This window comes from bacterium (assembly GCA_022763185.1).
Taxonomy (GTDB): Bacteria; Bdellovibrionota_G; JALEGL01; order JALEGL01; family JALEGL01; genus JALEGL01.
This window is the reverse complement of record JALEGL010000015.1, coordinates 78,745-99,164: the sequence shown is the minus strand read 5'-3', so window position 1 is coordinate 99,164 and position 20,420 is coordinate 78,745. Positions and strand designations below refer to the sequence as shown.

The 20,420-nt window shown below is 37.9% G+C and carries 19 protein-coding genes; 12 read left to right on the top strand and 7 right to left on the bottom strand.

Going from position 1 to position 20,420, the window contains the following annotated elements:
- Positions 1-194 precede the first annotated feature (194 nt).
- Positions 195-1,925 carry a hypothetical protein gene (locus MRY82_10055; GenBank protein ID MCI5073263.1) on the top strand — a complete coding sequence of 577 codons (1,731 nt, stop codon included), beginning with the start codon at positions 195-197 and terminating at the stop codon, positions 1,923-1,925.
- Between the two features lie 209 nt (positions 1,926-2,134).
- Here MRY82_10055 and MRY82_10050 read toward each other — a convergent pair whose 3' ends face one another.
- Together MRY82_10050 and MRY82_10045 are read right to left on the bottom strand one after the other, a co-directional pair.
- Positions 2,135-2,617: a hypothetical protein gene (locus tag MRY82_10050; protein MCI5073262.1), complete on the bottom strand. Its 483-nt coding sequence runs from the start codon at positions 2,615-2,617 to the stop codon at positions 2,135-2,137.
- 164 nt (positions 2,618-2,781) lie between these two features.
- Complete coding sequence (locus tag MRY82_10045) at positions 2,782-3,948, bottom strand: diguanylate cyclase (GenBank protein MCI5073261.1); 1,167 nt, start codon at positions 3,946-3,948, stop codon at positions 2,782-2,784.
- Between the two features lie 144 nt (positions 3,949-4,092).
- Between MRY82_10045 and MRY82_10040 the strand changes: the two genes are divergently transcribed.
- From MRY82_10040 to MRY82_10000, 9 genes are all read left to right on the top strand, one after another.
- Positions 4,093-4,896 (top strand): hypothetical protein, encoded by an 804-nt coding sequence (locus MRY82_10040; protein ID MCI5073260.1) that lies wholly within the window; start codon positions 4,093-4,095, stop codon positions 4,894-4,896.
- 367 nt (positions 4,897-5,263) lie between these two features.
- Positions 5,264-6,421 (top strand): cysteine desulfurase, encoded by a 1,158-nt coding sequence (locus MRY82_10035; GenBank protein ID MCI5073259.1) that lies wholly within the window; start codon positions 5,264-5,266, stop codon positions 6,419-6,421.
- Complete coding sequence (locus MRY82_10030) at positions 6,418-6,861, top strand: cytochrome c maturation protein CcmE (protein MCI5073258.1); 444 nt, start codon at positions 6,418-6,420, stop codon at positions 6,859-6,861. Before MRY82_10035 ends, MRY82_10030 begins: the two co-directional genes overlap by 4 nt.
- A complete protein-coding gene (locus MRY82_10025) occupies positions 6,858-8,858 on the top strand; it encodes a heme lyase CcmF/NrfE family subunit (GenBank protein ID MCI5073257.1) in 2,001 nt (666 codons plus the stop codon). Before MRY82_10030 ends, MRY82_10025 begins: the two co-directional genes overlap by 4 nt.
- Before the next feature lie 9 nt (positions 8,859-8,867).
- Complete coding sequence (locus MRY82_10020; GenBank protein MCI5073256.1) at positions 8,868-9,197, top strand: hypothetical protein; 330 nt, start codon at positions 8,868-8,870, stop codon at positions 9,195-9,197.
- The gene (locus MRY82_10015) at positions 9,184-10,338 is read left to right on the top strand and encodes a hypothetical protein (protein MCI5073255.1); all 1,155 of its coding nucleotides are present in this window, start codon (positions 9,184-9,186) and stop codon (positions 10,336-10,338) included. The genes MRY82_10020 and MRY82_10015 overlap by 14 nt, the downstream gene beginning before the upstream one ends.
- On the top strand, positions 10,328-10,933 hold the full coding sequence (locus tag MRY82_10010) for an ATP-binding cassette domain-containing protein (protein ID MCI5073254.1): 606 nt from the start codon (positions 10,328-10,330) through the stop codon (positions 10,931-10,933). The genes MRY82_10015 and MRY82_10010 overlap by 11 nt, the downstream gene beginning before the upstream one ends.
- A gap of 39 nt (positions 10,934-10,972) precedes the next feature.
- Positions 10,973-11,569: a hypothetical protein gene (locus MRY82_10005; GenBank protein MCI5073253.1), complete on the top strand. Its 597-nt coding sequence runs from the start codon at positions 10,973-10,975 to the stop codon at positions 11,567-11,569.
- The gene (locus MRY82_10000) at positions 11,569-12,222 is read left to right on the top strand and encodes a cytochrome c biogenesis protein (protein ID MCI5073252.1); all 654 of its coding nucleotides are present in this window, start codon (positions 11,569-11,571) and stop codon (positions 12,220-12,222) included. The genes MRY82_10005 and MRY82_10000 overlap by 1 nt, the downstream gene beginning before the upstream one ends.
- A 328-nt stretch (positions 12,223-12,550) precedes the next feature.
- Here MRY82_10000 and MRY82_09995 read toward each other — a convergent pair whose 3' ends face one another.
- The 5 genes from MRY82_09995 to grpE all read right to left on the bottom strand — a co-directional run bounded on the left by MRY82_09995 (position 12,551) and on the right by grpE (position 18,632).
- Positions 12,551-13,474, bottom strand: coding sequence for a hypothetical protein (locus MRY82_09995; protein MCI5073251.1), 924 nt, complete (start codon positions 13,472-13,474; stop codon positions 12,551-12,553).
- Between the two features lie 226 nt (positions 13,475-13,700).
- Positions 13,701-14,015 carry an FHA domain-containing protein gene (locus MRY82_09990; protein ID MCI5073250.1) on the bottom strand — a complete coding sequence of 105 codons (315 nt, stop codon included), beginning with the start codon at positions 14,013-14,015 and terminating at the stop codon, positions 13,701-13,703.
- Positions 14,016-14,153: 138 nt separating this feature from the next.
- Complete coding sequence (locus MRY82_09985) at positions 14,154-16,151, bottom strand: penicillin-binding protein activator (protein ID MCI5073249.1); 1,998 nt, start codon at positions 16,149-16,151, stop codon at positions 14,154-14,156.
- Between the two features lie 39 nt (positions 16,152-16,190).
- Complete coding sequence (gene dnaK / locus MRY82_09980) at positions 16,191-17,993, bottom strand: molecular chaperone DnaK (protein ID MCI5073248.1); 1,803 nt, start codon at positions 17,991-17,993, stop codon at positions 16,191-16,193.
- Between the two features lie 45 nt (positions 17,994-18,038).
- Complete coding sequence (grpE, locus tag MRY82_09975) at positions 18,039-18,632, bottom strand: nucleotide exchange factor GrpE (protein MCI5073247.1); 594 nt, start codon at positions 18,630-18,632, stop codon at positions 18,039-18,041.
- A gap of 105 nt (positions 18,633-18,737) precedes the next feature.
- On the opposite strand from grpE, the gene MRY82_09970 reads away from it, so the two are divergent.
- Positions 18,738-19,418, top strand: coding sequence for an alpha/beta hydrolase (locus tag MRY82_09970; GenBank protein ID MCI5073246.1), 681 nt, complete (start codon positions 18,738-18,740; stop codon positions 19,416-19,418).
- Between the two features lie 24 nt (positions 19,419-19,442).
- Positions 19,443-20,375 (top strand): glutathione synthase, encoded by a 933-nt coding sequence (gene gshB, locus MRY82_09965; GenBank protein MCI5073245.1) that lies wholly within the window; start codon positions 19,443-19,445, stop codon positions 20,373-20,375.
- Positions 20,376-20,420: the final 45 nt, after the last annotated feature.

Below are 20,420 nucleotides of genomic sequence, written 5' to 3'. Positions count from 1 at the left end.
TCATTCCAGAATGAATTATTAGAATGACAAAAATTGTCAATAATGAGTTAACTTTAGTTAATCTTATAGCAGACAATAGGGCTAAACAATTGAATTAATTAGGATAAAATTGTGGCATAGAAATTGATAGTTGTAAGACGTTTGCTCTATGTCCTATTCAAAGTTATATAAAGTCACTAAAGAGAAAGGTACGCATGTTTAAAAATTGCATACAAAAATTTTATTACTTATTGATTCCAGCTTACTTATTTTTATACTCATGTGGATCTGGTTTACAACTGGCTGGACAAGGAGAGTCTATTCAAGTTAGTGTTTCAGGTTTAAACGGCCTCTTAACTTTACAAAATAATGGCGAAGATGATTTACATTTTACCGAGGATGGAAGTTTAGAGTTTTCTTTACCTTTGGATTTAGGAGCGAACTACCAACTGAGTGTAGTCTCCGAGCCCAGTACACAAAACTGCACCATAAACTCAGACCGAGGTGTGGTGACTCTGGGTCTTAAAATTACAGTCAATTGTTTAGATAAGGAATGGGTAGATCCTTTGAATGATACCGATGGAGTTATGCTTGGCAGCAGTGGTAGTTTTGGTATATGGCCGGCCCTTAACAACAATGGCTTAGGGTTTGTTTTTTGGGAACAGCGAAATGCTTCTGGAGATTTGAGCATTTACATGAGTGAATTTAATGAAGGTGTTTGGACAGACCCCTCAGATCTTAATGATCAATTTAATATTGATGCATCTAGCATTGCAGAAAATCCAAGACTTGATCTTAATGATAATGGCTATGGCGTTTTGACCTGGGGGCAACGCAATTCAAGTAATGCTTGGCAAATCATGCGTGCAGAATATATCAATGGCAGCTGGCAACAACCGGCTAATAAAGATGCCCATTTTACTTTAGGGGCCACAGCAACATTGAATGGTGCAGCAGAAGTTGTGGTCAATGAAGTCGGTGATGCAAGTATTATTTGGCTTCAGTCTGATGGCAGCAACAATCGAGTGTTAAGAACAGAAAAAGCTGCTTTGGGTAACTGGTCCAACACCGTTGATCCTACAAGTGATGCGATTAGCCCAGCGGGTCAAACAGCGATTTTACCCATTATTGTGATGAATGATGCAAGACAGGGAATTATAACATGGCGTCAATCGGACGGAACAAGGCAACAGATTTTTAGAAGCTATAGATACGGCAGCAATTGGGTAGACCCAAGTGGTTTAACGGATAACCCAACACCCGACACACCCGTTCCCAGTGCTCAACCTTGGGGTACATACAATGATGCGGCCATCAATGCATCAGGGCAAGGCATAATGGCATGGGTGCAACAAGATAATTTAGGAGAGAATAGAATTTTTTATTCTTATCTAGATGGAGGCGTATGGGATGATCCTAACAGTGAATCTGATGCAGATCATATACTAAGTCCAGCAGGTAACGCTGTTCCTGGATCATTTTTTACCTGGGCGGTTCCTAACGTTTCAGTTGCGATAGAAGATAATGGAGATGCCATGGTTACTTGGACACAACTTGACGGTTCTACTAATTGTGGTGGCAGTGATTGTGGTGTTTTAATGTATGCTCGCTATGTTAATGGTGTGTGGCAAAGACCCATCAATGTAGGAACAGAACATTTGAGCCAAGATGGTTTTGTGGTTGTGAGTAAGCAAATAGAAGTGGATAAAGATGGTCGTTATGTATTGATTTTTATCGAACAAACATCATTAAGTGACGAAGTCATGTACAGAATGGAATACATTAACGAAACTTGGACAACTCCAGAACAAATTTCTCCAGCAGGTACAGTTGTTGATAATTATCACTTTATGGATTTAAATCGCAACGGAGACGCACTTTTAGGCTGGGGAGCAACAGGTGGCAGTATTGTCAATAGTGGTGTATTGCGCAGTTTCTATCGTTAAATTAAAATGTAAAAATTGTACTCTAAGCGAAGAGTTGTCTTTAACCTTAGAGTACAAAACAGTGTAGTTTTTATTACAGCTCGATTATTGATATAGACGTACTTGAAATACATTTTTTAAAAGGTATAGATCTGGTTTAAGATAGATCAAGCACTTATTGGCTTCTCTAAAATACAAATAGGGTTTGACATTGAGAGAACCCATTAGGTTTAATCGCACTCTACTTCCTGAAATAGGGGATCATTTTTTTCGTCAACAGCATGCCATGAACCATCAGTATCCACATGCAGTTGAATGGTGGTATTGACAACGGTAACAATGGGGGATCTCCCGGATAAAGTATAGTTAAAGGTTTGTTGGCTGTTGGGAGTGATGATGCGCATAAAATTTGTGCCAAACTTACAAATTTTAATTTGTCCCCTTTGGTATTGATGAATGGTTCTGCTGGGTTTTTGTTGAACCGTGTTGGAATAGCTGGGGTAGTAGTTGCCATCTAGCCAATAATATTGTTCATATTGATCATTAGAGTAGTTGTGTGTTCTACTATTCCTTGGATGGGTGTTTTGAGTATTTCTTGCATCAACACCGCCATCAAGACGTTGCCATTGATCTGGGTCAGACAAATGTCCTGGACCTTGAGCCAAAGCAATGCTGGTGATCAATAAAAAACTCAATACAAATACGTGTTTCATGATTATTTCCATCGCTTATAATATTTCATAAAAAATTAATATAATTAATGAAGGCTTATAGCAGCTGATTTTAAAAATAAAAGTAAAAAGCTGAACTCAGCCATGAGAAATACTTATTGCACTATAAATTTACTTTGTGATGCGTGATAGCTTATCAAGGATAATTAATCCTCTTGCAGCAGCTGACCGAGCAGGGTTTTGTCTTTGCCGTCCATATGGACAATTTCCAAACCAATTTCAAAAATATCAACTTTATGAGCATGATGAATATGAACCGCACGGGCGACACAATTTAAATGAGCTTTGTTAGGTAGATGCATCATGATATGCACTTGATCGCCCAAATTAATTGATGAAATGGTTTGAATCAATAGACCGGATTGAGAAATATTCTTAGTGATGAAAGGATTTTTATTATCGGTTTTTTCATTGAGGGTATAGTGGCCAGTAGTTTGAAAATTTTTTCTAGGTTGTTTGCGTTGATCACCGACGCGCTCAAAAATATGGACTTGATCACGACCATTGTTTTTGGCTTTATACAAAGCCTTATCTGCAGCATGGATCAATTCTTTGATTTCACCAGCATGCCTGGGAAAAGTGGATATCCCGCCGCTTAAAGTGATGGTTTGAGGGATGCCTTGAAAATTCAATTGGGCAACCCGCTTTTGAATACGTTTGGCTAGAACCAAAGCCCCACGTGTATCGGTGTCTGGTAAAACAATGGCAAACTCCTCTCCACCGTAACGACAAGGCATATCCGTACCTCTAACAGAAATGGAAATAACGCGACCAATTTCTTTAAGAATATAATCACCGCTTAAGTGGCCATATTTATCATTGATTCTTTTAAAATAATCAATATCTAAGAGCAGTAAAGATAAAGGTAGGCTTGAGCGTTTGCTGCGTGAAAGCTCTTTCATCAAGAAACTATTAAAGTAACGATGATTGTATATACCGGTCAAGGCATCAGTATAGGTTGATGCCAAAAGATGGCTGCGTTTTTCTTGTTCAAGGATTATGGGTTGAAACACATGCTTGTTTGTTAAAAGGTTTTGTAAGAAAGCCACACGATAATCTAAGTGTGGCTGGCTTTTGTAAAAGCTTAAGCATTCATCCCAGATTTTCCCGGCATTGATCATGGAAAGATTCAAAGAAAAAAAATGGTTGAAAAAATGTTGGTAAATAAAACCACCATGTTGCTCAACCAAGGTTTGCAAAGGTTTTTCTAAAAGAGAAAAATCATGACTGTATTTCTCAATCAGTTCATAAAATGCGTTTTCAATTTCTTTACGATCTTCTGCGGGAAGAGAGCTTTCAATATAAGTTACCATACAATAGAACCTTCATAGCAAAGTTTGAGGATTGTTGAAAAATACTGATCTATTTTTAATATTTTAATGGGTTTTTTTATACGTTTTAAAAACGATTATAGGGTGATGTTTAATTCAGATTAATGTAATAAGCACTAAAGAACTATGATTTTAGCTGTAAAAAAACCCATGCGCGGCTTGTTAATGTATGTCACTTTTGGCATTAGTTATGTTTTTATGGCGACTCATCTTAGTTGCTCTGGTCAAGAACAAAGGTTTAAATTTTCTACACCAGAAAATTATTTTAAAAAAAGTGAAACAGTACGCATAGAGGTATTTTTTGAGCCAGGAGCAGAACCTTTTGTGGGTAATCGAACTAATGGACAAGCATTATGGAGTGTGTTTGGAGAGAATTTAACGGCGATTTTTCAATATCGGACAACGCCGCCTGATATTATATATCCACAAAACTTAGATGACATGACTGCCATGGGCCAGCAAAATAAAAACCTGTGGTCTGTGCAAGATGTTTTAAATTTAAATGAAACATTTTTCAATACGCGCCCCACAGAAAATGAAGCAGTATTTTACATTTATTTTCTTGAAGGTAATGCAGCTTCAGGTTCAAATGTTCTTGCTTTCAATATCAGTGAAACACCTATTATTGCAGTGTTTAAAGATGCCATTGTTGCTTCTGGAGGAGTATTGACTCAGAGATTTGTAGAACAATCAACGCTTATCCATGAAATGGGGCATGCAGTGGGTTTAGTCAATGCAGGAGTGCCGATGGCCCAGAACCATCAAGATACCGAAAACGGAGCGCATACCACCAATGAAGATTGTGTAATGTATTGGTTAAATGAAGGTGCCAGTGACTTGGCTAACTTTATTCAAGACTATACGACATCCAATGATGTTATCATGTGGGGCCAAGAAGTATTAAACGACGTTCAAATGTTTAGTGAATAAAGGCGCGATGATAACAAAAAAGCAAGGCTGGTAAGCAGCCAGTGAAATCATGACAATAAATTGTTCATTGAGATCTAGTATATTATCTTTTGCTACAATATAATGCGCTTGGGTTCATTTTTAAAAGCTCTTAATGGTATCAAAAAAACACGCATAGCATTTACATTACTAGAACTTATAGTTTCTATCGCTACTATAGGCTTGTTGGTCGGCGTTGCTGTAACGGCTTATTACCAAAATGATCACCCATAGCCATGCGACGATTTATCAAGTCAATTGTCTTAGATGAGCCTAGACCAACAAAAACAAGGATGGTATAGACAATTCAGTTAAACGTTTAAGGTAAATTCTTTATTTAGGTGATTGGGTGCAGCAAGAAAAGCGTATATATTTGGATCACAATGCTACGAGTCTTCTAAGGCCCAGTGTCAGACAAGCTGTTATTGACTTTCTTGCGCTAGAAACAGGAAATCCTAGCAGTATTCATGGTCTTGGCCGGCGCGCTAGGGCTTATTTAGATCAAGCAAGAGACAGTATTGCTAAGTATTTAGGGGTGCCGGGGAGCTCTATTATTTTTACCTCAGGCGCAACGGAGGCCAATCACTTGGCATGGAATGCTTTTTTACAGGCCAACAGCTCTATTGTGAGCAGTGATACAGAACACCCTTGTATTTTGGGTGCACAAGCAAAAGCCTTGGCCATGTCAGCGCAACTCAATATTGTACACGCTTCAAAGCAAGGTCAGGGTTTTATGCATCATTTTGAGCAAAGCATTAAAAACCAAAGTCTTGATTTTTGTTCTTTGCATTTGGCCAACAATGAAACTGGCATCGTTTTGCCGATCAAACAGTGTGTGAATTGCATGCTAAAACACAATGAAAAAAAGCCGTATCTACACATTGATGCCGTGCAGGCCATAGGAAAAATGGATATTGCCGAGGCTTTGGCTTTTTCTGATTACTTTAGCCTTTCAGGCCATAAATTGGGAGCATTGCCGGGTGTTGGTGTCTTGATCAAGAAAGACGGTGCTCCCTTTAAAGCATTATGGCAGGGGTCGGCTCAGGAAAAAGGACGTCGTGGGGGAACAGAGAATTTGCTGGGTATCGTGGCCATGGCAGCAGCCTTTCAGGAGTTGAGTGAGATAGAACAACAAGAACAAGCGCAGTGCAAACGCTTACGCAATCAGTTAGAAGAAGCCTTTGTACAATCGATTTCAGATATCGATATAGTGGGACAATCACAAGAACGCTTGGGTAATACATCCTGTATTGTTTTTCAAGATATTGATGCCCAAGCTTTACTGGTGGCGGCGGATATGGAAGGAATTGACGTATCAACCGGTTCAGCCTGTACATCCGGCTCTGTTGAGCCATCCCATGTTTTGTTGAACATGGGATACAGTAAAAAAGAAGCCAGTAGTGCCATACGCTTTTCTTTAGGCTGGAATAATACTGAGCAAGAAATACAACAAGTATGCAAAATATTTCCAAAACTGGTAGAAAGGGCAAGAACTAAAAAGTTATGAAATTAAAAAGCACTCAATTTATCATTGCCTTATCCTTATTAATTATTGGTATTGGTATTGTGGTGACCACCACCTTACCGCAAGCAACCAAATACTATGTTACCGTGGATGAATTTTTACAAGATACGTCCAAATATGATCAACAAAGTATTAAATTGGCAGGCAGAGTGGTTCCGGGCAGCATTGAGAAAAATACTCAAGACCTGACTTGGGAGTTTAAAGTCAAAGAAACCGATAAAACGGTAAACGTTTTTTATCAAGGAGCTATGCCCGATACCTTTAAAGACGAATCGGATGTGGTGTTAACGGGATCTTACGCTGGAGAACGTTTTGTGGCGACAGAGGTGTTGGCCAAGTGTGCCTCACGCTATGAAGAAAAGTTAGAGCCATCTTTACAAATGCAAACAGTCAGCAGCGTAGAAAAAAGAGGTGTTGAATGAGTACTTACTTAAGCCCAGAAAAACTAGGTCAATACAGCATCTATTTAGCCTTGATGGTCTGTGTTTTTGGTTTTTTGACCGCTATTTTTGCTCAGGTTAAAAAAAGAACGGTGTATGTAAGGGTTGTCCGCAACAGCGTTTGGGCAATGAGTTTGGCGGTTTTAACGGCAACCATCTGTTTATGGCAATGTTTATTAACAGGGCGTTACCATGTTGAGTATGTGCATCAACATGCCAATGATACCATGCCAACCATCTATAAATTGGCGGCTTTGTGGGGTGGGCAAAATGGGTCGCTTTTGTTTTGGTTGCTTATTCTTTGTATTTATTCAAGTGTGGTCATGTGGCAAAACAGACAAAAAAACTATAACTTTTTGCCAATGGTGGCGGCAGTGCTGTTGGCCATTGCCGGGTTTTTTCTGGTCTTGATCAGTTTTGATGCAGACCCTTTCAGTGTGGTTCCTTTTAGTATTGATTATGGACAAGGCTTAAACCCACTTTTACAAAACTATTATATGATTATTCACCCCCCTTCTTTGTACTTAGGTTATGTGGGAATGACTGTGCCTTTTGCTTTTGCAATGGCTGCTCTAATCACCGGCCAGCTGGATAATCGCTGGATCGTTCAGGTGAGATCTTGGACACTGATTGCCTGGTTCTTTTTATCCCTGGGTAACTTACTGGGGTCTTCCTGGGCCTATGAAGTTTTGGGCTGGGGTGGTTATTGGGCTTGGGATCCAGTAGAAAATGCTGCATTTATTCCCTGGTTGACGGCGTCAGCTTTCTTACACTCAGCCATTATTCAGGAAAAACGGGGGATGCTTAAAACTTGGAATATGGCTCTGGTCATTTTGTCGTTTGTGATGACTTTGTTGGGTACTTTTTTAACCCGGTCAGGTATTGTTTCTTCTGTGCATTCATTTGCGCAGTCTAATATTGGCACTTATTTTTTGGTCATTCTAATCATGACTGTTGGAACATCTGTGGGTTTATTGTTGTATAGACTTAAAGATTTGCGCTCTGCGCACGAGTTAGACGCTATTGTATCTCGTGAGTCAGCCTTTTTATTTAATAATCTGGTTTTAGTGGGCGCCGCTTTTGCTATTTTATGGGGAACCTTGTTTCCAGTTTTATCAGAATGGGTTAGAGGGACAAAAATAACCGTTGGTGCACCCTACTTCAACAGCATTATGGTACCCATTGGGCTCATTTTATTGTTTTTGACTGGGGTTGGCCCCTTGGTGGCCTGGAGAAAAACCAGCCAAGAACAGTTGAAGAAACATTTTTTATGGCCAGCTGTATTTTTAGTGATGAGTTCATTGGTCTTATTGTTTGTAGCACCCAAGACCAGCTCTTTGTTGACCAATATTTATATTAATATCTCCTTTTCTTTGTGTGCGTTTGTTACCGCCACCATATTTTTTGAATACAAACACGGTATTGTTCTTAGACAAAAGTTCTTTAAAGAAAGTCCATTGACGGCACTGATGCGTTTGATTATTTCTAACAAACGTCGCTATGGGGGGTACATTGTTCACTTGGGTTTGGTGCTGTTGTTTGTTGGGTTTACCGGTTCAGCCTACAGACATGAAAAAGAGTTCAAATTAAAAATTAACCAAGTTGCTAAAATTAAAAACTACACATTAAAGTTTGAAACCTTATATCCAGATAACAATCAACACAGAGAAAAAGTCATTGCCAAAATCAATGTCTGGAAACATAAAACATTTTTTGGTGAGCTTAAGCCCAGCTTAATTTATTATACACCCAGTCGCAATCAAGAAGCGCAACAAGGCACAGAGATATCCGTTATTCGTTCAATCAAAGAAGATGTATATGCAGCAATGATTACCTTTAGTCCACAGGATCAAAGTATTTATTTGAAAATAATTATCACGCCATTGATTAATTTCATATGGTTTGGTGGATTGTTGCTGGTGCTTGGCGGTGTTGTTGTTATGCTACCAAGCTCTAAGGAAGGAGCCATTTATGCTTAAGGAGCAAGTATGATTGTGTTGATTATCCTGATTTTTAGTATCATGACCTTATTGGTTTATCCCTTGTTTCAGAAAGAAGCACTGGATTTAATTTATTTGGACTATGTTGTAGATGAACGTAAACAGTTAAAACAAAAAAAAGCCAACATTATCATGATCATTAAAGAGTTAGATTTTGATTATGAAACCGGCAAGTTATCCAAAGAAGACTATAAAAATTTAAGAGATAAGTATGAAGCCCAAGCCGTCAACGCTATGAAAGCTTTAGAGTTAGAAGAGCAAAACAGAGAACGGTATCTAAAAAAAATAGAGGAAAAGCTTAGCAATGCAAAAATTTAATAGAATGCATAAATATCTATTGCTGCTCATCGTGCCTGTAGCCCTTAATTTTTTCAGTAGCTTTGCCAATGCTGCCAGCATTGAGGGTTCTGTTGTTTTGGATGAATCCGTAGATCAGAGCACAGTTGATTTAAGTGAGCAAGTGGTTCGTTTAAGTATTTATAAAAACAACAAAGAAATAGCAGCCGCAGAAACCAAGTGCAATACTCAAGGACAGTTTTCTTTTAACAACTTAGAGTCTGGAGAAGAATACAGCTATTTATACTACACCCTTTTTCAAGGTGTGCCTTATGTTGGTGAATCATTGAAGTTCAATCCAAATCAAGAAACCCTTCAATTGGATCCATTGCAAGTGTATGCAAGCACATCTAGTTTAAGTGCAATACAAAGCAGTGAAACCTTCTTTTTTAGTATAGGTGACAACGACGTGATGAAGGTTGTTCAGCAAGTGCGTTTGGTCAATACAGGTGAAAAAACCTATCACTTAGATCCAAATAATCTTTCACAGGCTATCGTATATAAGCTTATGTCAGGTGCCTATGATTTACGTTTTATCAGTGGGATTTATACTTCCACATTTGAACTGAATGAGGAGCAAGAAAGCTTAAGTTTTAAAGAAGATTTATTTCCTGGAGAGGGTAATGTCAAAACATTGAAGTTCTCTTATTTGGTGCCTATAAAAAACAGACAAAAAAACTACAGCAATCAAATGGCAGTTGATCGAAAAAACATCAATGTTTTTATAGATCGTCCAAGCGTTAAGTTTTCGGCGGCGCCTCTAAAAAAACAGGCTGATATGCAAATGTTTGGTAAAATGCAACAATTATACAAGGGCGGCCCCATACCAGCCAATACGCCAATCAGTTTTGAATTCAAGGCTTTACCCACAACGGCAGTATTTACATTAAAAATTATTGTTTATGGAGCTTTACTGGCACTGCTCTTGTTTGCGGCTTTAGTGGTTTATGATAAAAAAACATACATTGGTCAGGATGAGAAAAAAGAAAAGATTTATCAAACACTACTGGGGCTAGAAAATAAATTTAAGCAGGGAACAGTCAGTAAGGCATTTTATCTTAGACAAAAAAATAGTTTAATTGAGTACCTGTTATGTTTGGAAAAACAGAAACATGAAGGTTGAAGCTAGAAATATTTCTATTGTTTTTAATGATCACTACTTAATCAAGAAAAAAAACTTTGACTTGCAGGATAAACAAAGTGTTTTATTGCAAGGGAACAATGGTTCAGGAAAAACAACGCTAATCAAAGTTTTGGCAGGTATTAAAAGTTTGGATGGTGGTGAGCTTCGTTATTATTTAAACGGCTCTAACATTGATAAAAGTACCTTTCAAAAAAAACTTGGGCTGTGTTTAGGTTCGCAGTTTTTATGTCTGGACATGACTTTAGAAGAAAATTTAAAATTGTATCACTCAGATTTTCAGGATGATGCGCATGTTCAACATTTATTAGAGAAGTTTATCTTAAAGCACAAGCTCAGCCAAAGCTTAGGGACTTTTTCAAAAGGTGAATTGCAAAAAGCAGCTTTGTGTAGAGCTTTGTTGTTTGATCCACAAACTGTATTTTTAGATGAACCGTTTGATGGTTTGGATCAGGGCGCTCAAGACCAACTTTTACAGTGGATTGTAGATCAGAAGCATAAAAAAACCTTACTCCTTTGTACGCATATGCAAGTATTGGCGCATGATTTTTTTGAGCAAGTATGGAGTTTAGATTAACCTATGTTGCCTTTACTTAAAACCTACTTGCAGTGTGAGATGAGACACAAAGTTAATAGTGTTAGCCATACGGTTGTGGTTTTGTGTTCTTATTTTGTTTTGCAAATGGGCTTTGATCAAACCAAGTTGATAGAAAAAAACCTGCATGCCATGCTCTGGTTTATTATTCTCTATTTAATGATTTTTGTTGCTGTCTCAATCAGTGACCGATACAGAAAAAATGGATTTGAAAAAGGTTTGGTTTTATTCACACCCTTAAGATACGCCTTGTTCTGGGTAAAAATTATCGTTCATCTTTTGCTTTTAAGTATACCTCTGTTTGTTCTTTTTGTTTTACTGGTTTTACAAGGGATAGGTTTTTCATTTCAAATTTACATGCTTTATGGACTGGGAATCATATTATTAAGTGTTATCAGTCAGGTTGTAACCGGTTTATTGGCGCAACTCCCAAACAAAAATATAGCATTACCTTTATTATTATTTCCCTGCTGTGCGCCGGTTATTTTATTTTTGTACAGTGTTGTTGTTAAGGCCATGTCAAGCAATATTGAGCAAGAATTGATCACGTGTTTAGGGATGATCTTGATTGCATTGTCCATTGGCTATATAACATCAGAAATAAGTTTGGAGGAATAATGAAATTAAAGCTGTTATCCTTAGGGGCTCTTTTATTGAGTTTGATTTTTGTTTTTATGTTTACGCCATTAGAGCAAAGCCAAGGGTTTGTTCAAAAAATTTTCTACATTCATGTTTCTAGCGCCATCACCATGTACTTTGGTTTTTTTATCGCCTTTGTTACATCGCTGATGCATCTGTGGGACAAAAAAAAGGTTTGGGATCATATGGCTTATGCTGGTGTTGAGGTTGGATATATATTTTGCTGTATTGTTTTGTGCACGGGGCCTTTATGGGCTAAGCCTATTTGGGGAACATTTTGGACTTGGGAACCACGCTTAACGACAACCTTTCTTTTGTTTTTGATGTATACGGCGTATTTGATTTTACGGCAGTATTTAAAAGGACAACGTCAAGAAACAAAAATTGCAGCAGTCATAGCCATTATTGCTTTTTTAGATGTCCCTTTGATTCATTACTCTGTTAAACTTTGGAGAGGAATACACCCAAGTGTGGTCAGTGAAAAAGATGGTCTGCCAGCATCCATGCAACAAGCCTTGCTTTTGATGATGCTCAGTTTAATTTTTGTTTTTTTAATGCTGTGGTGGGAGCGATTTAAGCTGTTTAAACTTGAAGCACAATTGAAGCAACAACAATTAGAGGAGCAGTTATGAAATCAGAAGTCTATGCCTATCTCGCTTATGCCGTTTTTTTAGGGATTCTTTTAGGCTATACAGTTTTTTTGTACAAAAAACGAAAAAAATTATTAGGAATGACAACTAAAAACCAAATCTGAAAACAATAGGTATTTTATAAACTATTGCCGGTTGCGTGAGAGAAAATCACTTTTATCAACAGCGTAGATCTTGACATGGTAAGCTGGACTTGCCGAGTGATAAAAAATATAATTTGTCCCAAATCTTTTTAAAGAACTATATAATACTATTGGGTTAGTCGTTGGCGTTGTTGTGTAAGTGTTAGAACTTTGTTTTAGTAGAAGGCTTAAAATGCAGCATAGGATAGTGAGAAAGAAGTTTTTGTTCCTTGATAACTATCTAAACCGTTAAGGCCTTGATCAACAAGACGGTAATGAACATTGGCTCTAAGCTTAGACTTAATTTTGTAGCTTAAGCTGGCTCTGGCCAAAACAATATTTTTATTTCTTTGTTGAGCATCTAACATTTGTCTAGATTTAATGTGTTGACAATCAAGCTTTAAGTTAAAACGTTTGCTCAGTTTCACCTGTGTATTTAGAGAAATGCTTTCATTGATTTGAGCGCCTTCAAAAGGAGATAATACATCAATATTGTCGGGGCCATAACTGTAGTTAATAGAAGATATAAACTGATCGGCGCTATAACTCAAACCAACTCGGCTGGTGGGTGTAATAAATGATTTGCTACTTAAACTGTCATTGCAATGAGCAACACCAGCAAGGAGACTGAATCTAAAATGATTACCCAGTTCTTGAGTAAGCTCTTGAGCTATCGTGAAAGAATTTAATTGTTGCTGTCTATTATTGGTATCTCTAAAGTTAAAAGAATTAAAAGCCTGTCTTTTTTTGTAATTAATAAAGTGTGAAGAAAGCTTGGTCCCGGTAAAACTTTCATTGATAAATTCAAAAGCCAAAGCACTTTCATGTGTGCCTAGGTCTTGTTGATCATTGTACAATTTGTTTAAAAAACGATCTTTTCTGACAATCAATTGATTTCTTGCATTCAATTGAAAGTATTTATGATTTTGAAATCTTATGCCTGTATGGTCTGCCTGGATTTGTATATGCCTTTTTTTCAACAAAGCAGGTTTATTCAAAGACTTCATTTTATCGTGAACAGCATTGCTTTGCGCAAAGGCAAAACTGCTTAAGCATAGGCAAAAACACTTAAAGCGTAAAAAAGATGGGTATTTTGTAAAAGTTATGCTCACTGCCTTATTAATGAGCAAGTTTGATGCCAAAAAATTAAATATAACTATTTGAATTTATTAAGTAAAAATTAAGGCTAAGTGAGCAAGATTACGCCAATGCTGTAAAAAAACACCCTGTATGCCTAAAAATGACTCTAAGTGATCAGAATAACTTTGGTTTCAAAAAAAGTGTTAACAAAAGTTGTCTTATGCAAGTTTTACAGACTACATTAGCGTAAAAGAATGTTTACAGCTGCACAATAGCTTCAATTTTTAAGATAGAAAAGCCAATTTGAAACTCCATGCCAGTCTCAAGGCACAGTTTTTCTATAGGATGGCCTTTGTACAAAGTTCCATTATGGCTGTTATGATCAAACAGGTAGTAGGCTTGTTGAATGAACTTGATGGATGCATGGTGGCGTGAAACCCTGTCATCGGCTAAAATAATATCATTATCCAGCTCGCGACCAATGCTGCAGGGAAAGCTATCAATGGTTAACAGTTTTCCATGCAAGGAGCCTGAAATAAAGCGAATATGAATTTGATATTTTTGCGCAGGCACAAAAACATCCTACCATAAAAAAGCCATGTTTTAGTACAGGTATTTTTGTGGGGCATCACCCCATACAGTTGAATTAAAAATTTTAAAGTTCTTGGTTTTCACCCGTTATCAATGTCTTTTAGTCTTGGAGGAAAGGATTTAATACAACTCTTTAAATTTATCGCCATCCACCAACAAAGGGGTTAACTTTCTTCGGGTTTCGCCATCATTATTGATGTAGATTTCACCGGTAACGCCAGCAAAATTTTTGGTTTGGCGTAAGCTTCTACTTAAATCAGAGCTTGAGCGTGGCGCCTGATTAAAGAGAGTGGATAAAACGATTGAGCTTGTATCATAAGCTTGCGCTGATAGGATTCCAGGTTCTTGTTTAAATTTATTGTAAAAATTTTGTACAAAAGATTGAACGTGCGGGGCACGTTTGTTCTTATAAAAAGCACTTAAAATAATACTGCCCTGAGCTGCTTTTTTGGTGTTGCGATCAATAAAGTTTTCAACATCCCATAGATTGGTTCCCAACAAGGTCACGCCAGAAACATTGTAATAGCGTAAAGTTGGAAAAATTCTTTTGGCACGTTGAGCACCATCAGGAATAAAAATGGCTTCAAAATTAATGATGGGAGGCAGGTTATTTTTGGCATAACAACGTTTGGTTGTTTCAGGCTTAAGCAACCATTGTTTGGTGCGCTCTTGAGCAACATAGTCTGGACAAATTTCTGCCTTTCTATCTTCATAGGGTAAAATACCCACAAGCTTTCTCACGGCGTCGGTTAAATCAGATTGGTCTGTTTGATAAGATTCATATTTGACCATATCAATGCCATAATCTTTAAACGCAGCTTGTGATAACTGTAGAAATTCCTGACCATAGCTGTTGTCGGGATACAGAACCGCAACACGCTTGATTTGTAAAACATGTTTAGCCAAATAAGCCAGACCCAAGGCTTGTTCAGATTTGGTTAGGCTGTTTCTGAACAACCAGGGATTATTCAAATTAATTTTTTCTGAAGAACTTAAAGAAAACACGGGAACACGGTAATCTTCAAGCATGGGTTCTATGGCTTGAGTGGTTTCTTGATAACATGGACCAATAATAAGCGTGGGTCTAATGCTGTTTTGCATCAGTTTCTCGTAAGCAATAATGCTTTGTTGGGCATCTCCTCGTGTGTCTTGAATCAATAGTTTTACTTTGGGTGCATTGGGATAGCGCGCTTGAAAAATGTCTTGTGCTAAAATAACGCCTTTGGAAATTTGTTGACCAATGTGTGCCTTGGGGCCCGTTAAGGGAACCATTAAACCAATGTGAATGGTCTCTGTTGAAGTTTGTGTTGAACCTTCTGCACCTAAACTTTTTAAATACTTATAGGCTTTAGGGATATAGCTGTGATTGGGGTATTGAGCAATGAAGTCATAAAAGGCCCGTTTACTTTTTTGCTCGTTGTTTTCTTGATCCAAATAGATTTTAGCTTTTTGAAAAGATAAATAACCTTTGGGAAAGGTTTGATTATCAGGATGGATAACAGCATTGAGCTCTGCTTGACTGTTTATTTTACTGATTGTAGCAATGATTTTTTTTTGCAGATTAATCCTGTAGCTTGGACTGCTGCTGGCATCGTAGAAATTTAAAATATACCATGAGCTTAAGCTGGCAAAATCATTGTTTTTATTGGCCAGCGCTTCAACATTGTTATTTAAAAAGGAGCGTCTAGATAATGCTACCTGACTGACCGGTACTTTAGAAAAATAGTTTAGGGCCAAGAGTTCATCATTGTTTTTAAGGGCGTACTCGCCCGTTTTATATAAAGCTTTGTACTTCAAATCACTGTCAGGATAATCTTGAATCAATGTTCTTAGATACACATAAGCACTGTCGTACTGTCTTTGTTGCTCAGCAATTTGTGCTCTTCGCCATAAAGCATTGTCAGCATAATTGCTGTATTTAAATTCTCTGATCAAAGTTTTAAACTTTTCATCAGCAGCAGCATAGTTTTTATATTGGTAAAGTTTTTCACCTTCGGCATAATGCAATTTTGCAGCTTCATTGAGAGGCATTTTTACACCGTTATAAACCACCATCTTACTGCTTGCACAGGATGAAATAATAAATGCTAAAACTAGATAAAGGATATTTTTTTTCATGATACGTGTTCTCCTAAACAGACAATCAAAATCAAAAAACTACTGATACAAGGTGCTGGATATGGTATGCGAAACTTTTGTTAATTCAGCACTACAGGCTCTGATATTGTCAATATTGTCTCCTTTAAGTTCTTGGTGGGCCTTTTGTAAAACAGTTTGAAAGTTTTCTTGTTGTTCCGGTGTCAGTTGAGCAAAAAGTTTTTTAACCGAACGCTCAATAGAATACAGCAAGCCTTGCAGATTGTTTTTTTCATGGGTAAGTTGCTTAAGTTCTAAATCACGTTGAGCCATGGTCTGTGATTTTTCAAGAATGGTGTTAATCTCAACTTCAGTTAAACCACTGGTTGGCTTAATTTCCATCTTTTGAGTTTCACCGGTTCCTAGGTCTTTTGCAGAAACACTAAGCAATCCGTTGGTATCAATAGTGAAAGTGATTTCAATTTGTGGGACCCCTCTGGGAGCAGGAGGAATGCCACTTAAACGAAGATGCGCAAGAGAGAGGTTGTCTTTAGCAAACTCACGCTCACCTTGTAAAACATGGACATCAACAAACTCTTGATTGTCTTGGGTGGTAGAAAAAATTTCAGAGGCTTGAGTTGGAATGGTAGAGTTACGTTCAATTAAGGCCGTAAAAAGACCGCCTTCGGTTTGAATACCTAAGGACAAAGGGGTTACGTCAAGCAAAACCACTTCATCAAATAAACCTTTAATGATGGCACCTTGGGTTGCTGCGCCAACAGCAACGGCTTCATCAGGATTGATTTTACGATAAGGTTCTTGATTAAATAAACTTTGTACCTTTTCAACAATTTTAGGCATGCGGGTCATGCCCCCTACCAAAATAACATCTTCAATGTCTTCAATTGAGAGCCCAGCCTCTTTAAGGGCCTCTACAACAGGAGCTTCAAGCTTATCTATCAAATCTTCTACCATGTTTTCAAATTCACTGCGACTAAGATCGAGTTGAATATGTTGAGCATCTCCATCTTGTGAAGTAATAAACGGTAAGTTAATACGGGTGGATATCTCACTAGACAATTCATGTTTAGCATTTTCAGCGGCTTCCTTAATTCTTTGCATGGCAGAAGAATCAGAACTTAAATCTATACCCGAACTTTTTTTGAATTCTGTTAAGATCCATTCAACTATCTTATGGTCAAAATCCTCACCACCAAGAAAGTTGTCACCACTGGTTGATTTCACTTGAAAAACAGAGTTGTTAATTTCTAAAACACTGACATCGTAGGTACCGCCGCCTAAATCAAAAACAACAAAATTTCCAGAGACTTTTTTATTGAGTCCATAAGCCAGAGCAGCTGCCGTGGGTTCATTGATGATTCGTAAAACATCAAGGCCGGCAATTTTAGCCGCGTTTTTTGTCGCTAGTCGTTGAAAGTCATCAAAGTGGGCTGGAACGGTGATCACGGCTTCGGTAATATCTTCATCAAAATAGTTTTTAGCAATATCACGCATTTTTTGTAAAACTCTGGATGAAACCTCTTGTGGGCTAATGAGTTCATCTTCAAAGGCTAAACGGGCATCACCGTTAGTCGATTGACCAAGGGTATAGCCTACATTTTTTTGGGTTTCTTGAACGGCATCGCTATCAAACTTTTTACCCAATAAACGCTTAACGGCATAAAAGGTATTTTTAGGATTGCTAACAATTTGTCTTTTTGCAGGATGCCCTACATCATAGTTTTCAAGGGTCTTGTATGAAACAACGGAAGGCGTTGTTCTTGAGCCTTCTTCATTAACAATGACTTTACACTCACCAGACTCAAAAACACTCACACAGGAATTAACTGTACCCAAGTCTATGCCCAATACTTTTTTGCTCATTGCCTTAAGTATCCATTCACAATAAGATGTTTGCAATGACACATATTATAGGTCACTCTCCTCTATAGCGGTTGATTCTGTATGGCTTTCCTCAGTAACAGCTTCTGTTGAGGGACCCTTAGATACAGAAACCAAAGCAGGCCTTAGAAGCTTATCATGTAAAAAATAGGCCTTTTGCATTTCTTCAATGACATGATTGTTGTCAACATCGTCAGATTCAATATGGCTGATGGCTTCATGTTGGTTTGGATCAAACTCTTGGCCTTGAGCGCTTTTTGCACTGACGCCATGCTTTTCTAGGTTGCTGAGCAATTGATTAAAAATCATGCTGATGCCGGTTTGGATGGCTTCAATATCTTTGGCTTGTTTGGCATGTTCTACAGCACGTTCAAAATTATCGATGACCGGTAGTAGATCAATCATTAAATTTTCATGACCATATTTGATCAGGTCAGATTTTTCTTTTTGGCTGCGTTTGCGAAAGTTTTCAAAGTCAGCACTCAACCGCACATAACGGTCATACCAATCCACAAAAGACTGTTCTTGTTCTTCGTCTTCAATGTTTTGAGTGTTTTCTTCAGTATTGTTCAGCTCTTTAACATCATGCTCAAGCGTTTGTTCTTTTTTGTTTTTTCCCATAGTTTTTTACTCTAAATCATAAAAAAAATATAAATCAAGGACTGAATATACCAAGACTTCAAGTGTTTTGCTATATTCAACTGGATTTTAATGAGAAAACAAGACATGAACATTGTATGTATTCCCGGTTTAGGCGCCAATGCTTTGGTGTTTGTTCCCCAGCAAAATCATTTTGCAGAGCGTTTGCAAGTGCCAGGCTTTTTAAAGCCTAAAAAGAAAGAAAGTTTACAAGATTATTGCATGCGCTGGTCTGAGGTCTTACAAGAAAAGTTACCCAAACCTTATGTTTTGGTGGGCATGTCCATGGGAGGTATGATGGCTCAAGAGTTGTCACAATATCTCGATCCCCAAGCCTTGATCTTACTTGGGAGTTTGCAAAAACCCATGCCAAAGCAGTTCTTGCATCAGCTTGCAGAAAGCTTGGGACAACGCTTGCCCAATGCTGTGCTTAAAGCAATCCGTTCCTGCTCACCGCATTGGATTGCTTTTTTTGAAGGTTTATCTACAAAAGACAAACATTTAATAAAAACCATGTCACGGCAAATAGAGATTGATTTTTTCAGATGGCAAGGGCAAGCAGCTGCAGCGTGGATCAAAACTGGCTTTTTAGGTGAGTACCGGTGTCCGGTTTTTAGAGCGCACGGTGGGAAAGACACCGTACTGTTTTTAGATAAAAAGTTGGGACCGGATGATCTTTTCTTACCTCAGGCCAGGCATTTGATTAACTTAACCCATGCTCAACAAATCAATGCCTTTATTGAGAGATGCATTGAAAAACTTAAGTAAAACAATCAATGAAAGGCGTAAACCGTGAAAAAAGTTTTGGTCCTGATGGACCCTATAGAAACAATTAAACCAAAAAAAGATACCAGCCTTGCCTTAATGCTAGAAGCGCAAGAACAAGGTTTTGACATTTTTTATGCCCTACCTTCAGATCTGTTGGTCATCAGTGGTCAGGCTAAAGTCATGAGCAAGAAACTTAAAGTTTATATGGATGAGCAGCATTGGTTTGAAGCTGAGCAAGAACAGTTGATACCAATAACAGAGTTTGATTGCATTTTAATGCGGGTTGATCCACCCTTTGATATGGAATACATTTATGCCACCTATGTTTTGGATATGGCCAAGGAGCAAGGAGTTAAGGTTATCAATGACCCAAAGAGTTTACGGGACTGTAATGAAAAAATGTTTATTCAATGGTTTCCAAAATGCATTGCCCCCACATTGGTCACTAAAAATAAACAGGCTTTATTTAAATTTGTAGAAGAACACGAAAAAACGGTGATCAAACCTATGGACGGCATGGGCGGTGAAGGGATTCATGTTATTGATAAACAAAGCAGTAACGTTCAAGAGCTTCTAACTCAATCAACGCTAAATTATACAAAAACCGTGATGCTGCAAAAATATCTCCCAGAAATCAGTGAGGGTGACAAACGCATTTTGCTGGTTCATGGAGAAGTTATTCCTTATGTGCTCGCGCGTATTCCCCAAAAAGGATCCTTCAAAGGTAATTTGGCTGCCGGCGGTAAAGGCGTGGCTCAAGCTATTTCTGAGCAAAACTTGAAAATCTGTCAAAGTATTGCGCCTGAGCTTAAAAAAAGAGGCTTGTTGTTTGTGGGTATTGATATGATTGGAGACTATGTAACAGAAATCAATGTCACCAGTCCCACCTGCTTAAGAGAGATTGAAGCGGCATATCCGCAAGCCAAAATTGCACAGAAGTTTATTCAAGGTTTGTAATTTATATTTCTGTTTGCGCTAAATTGTAACAAGAAAAACAAGCCT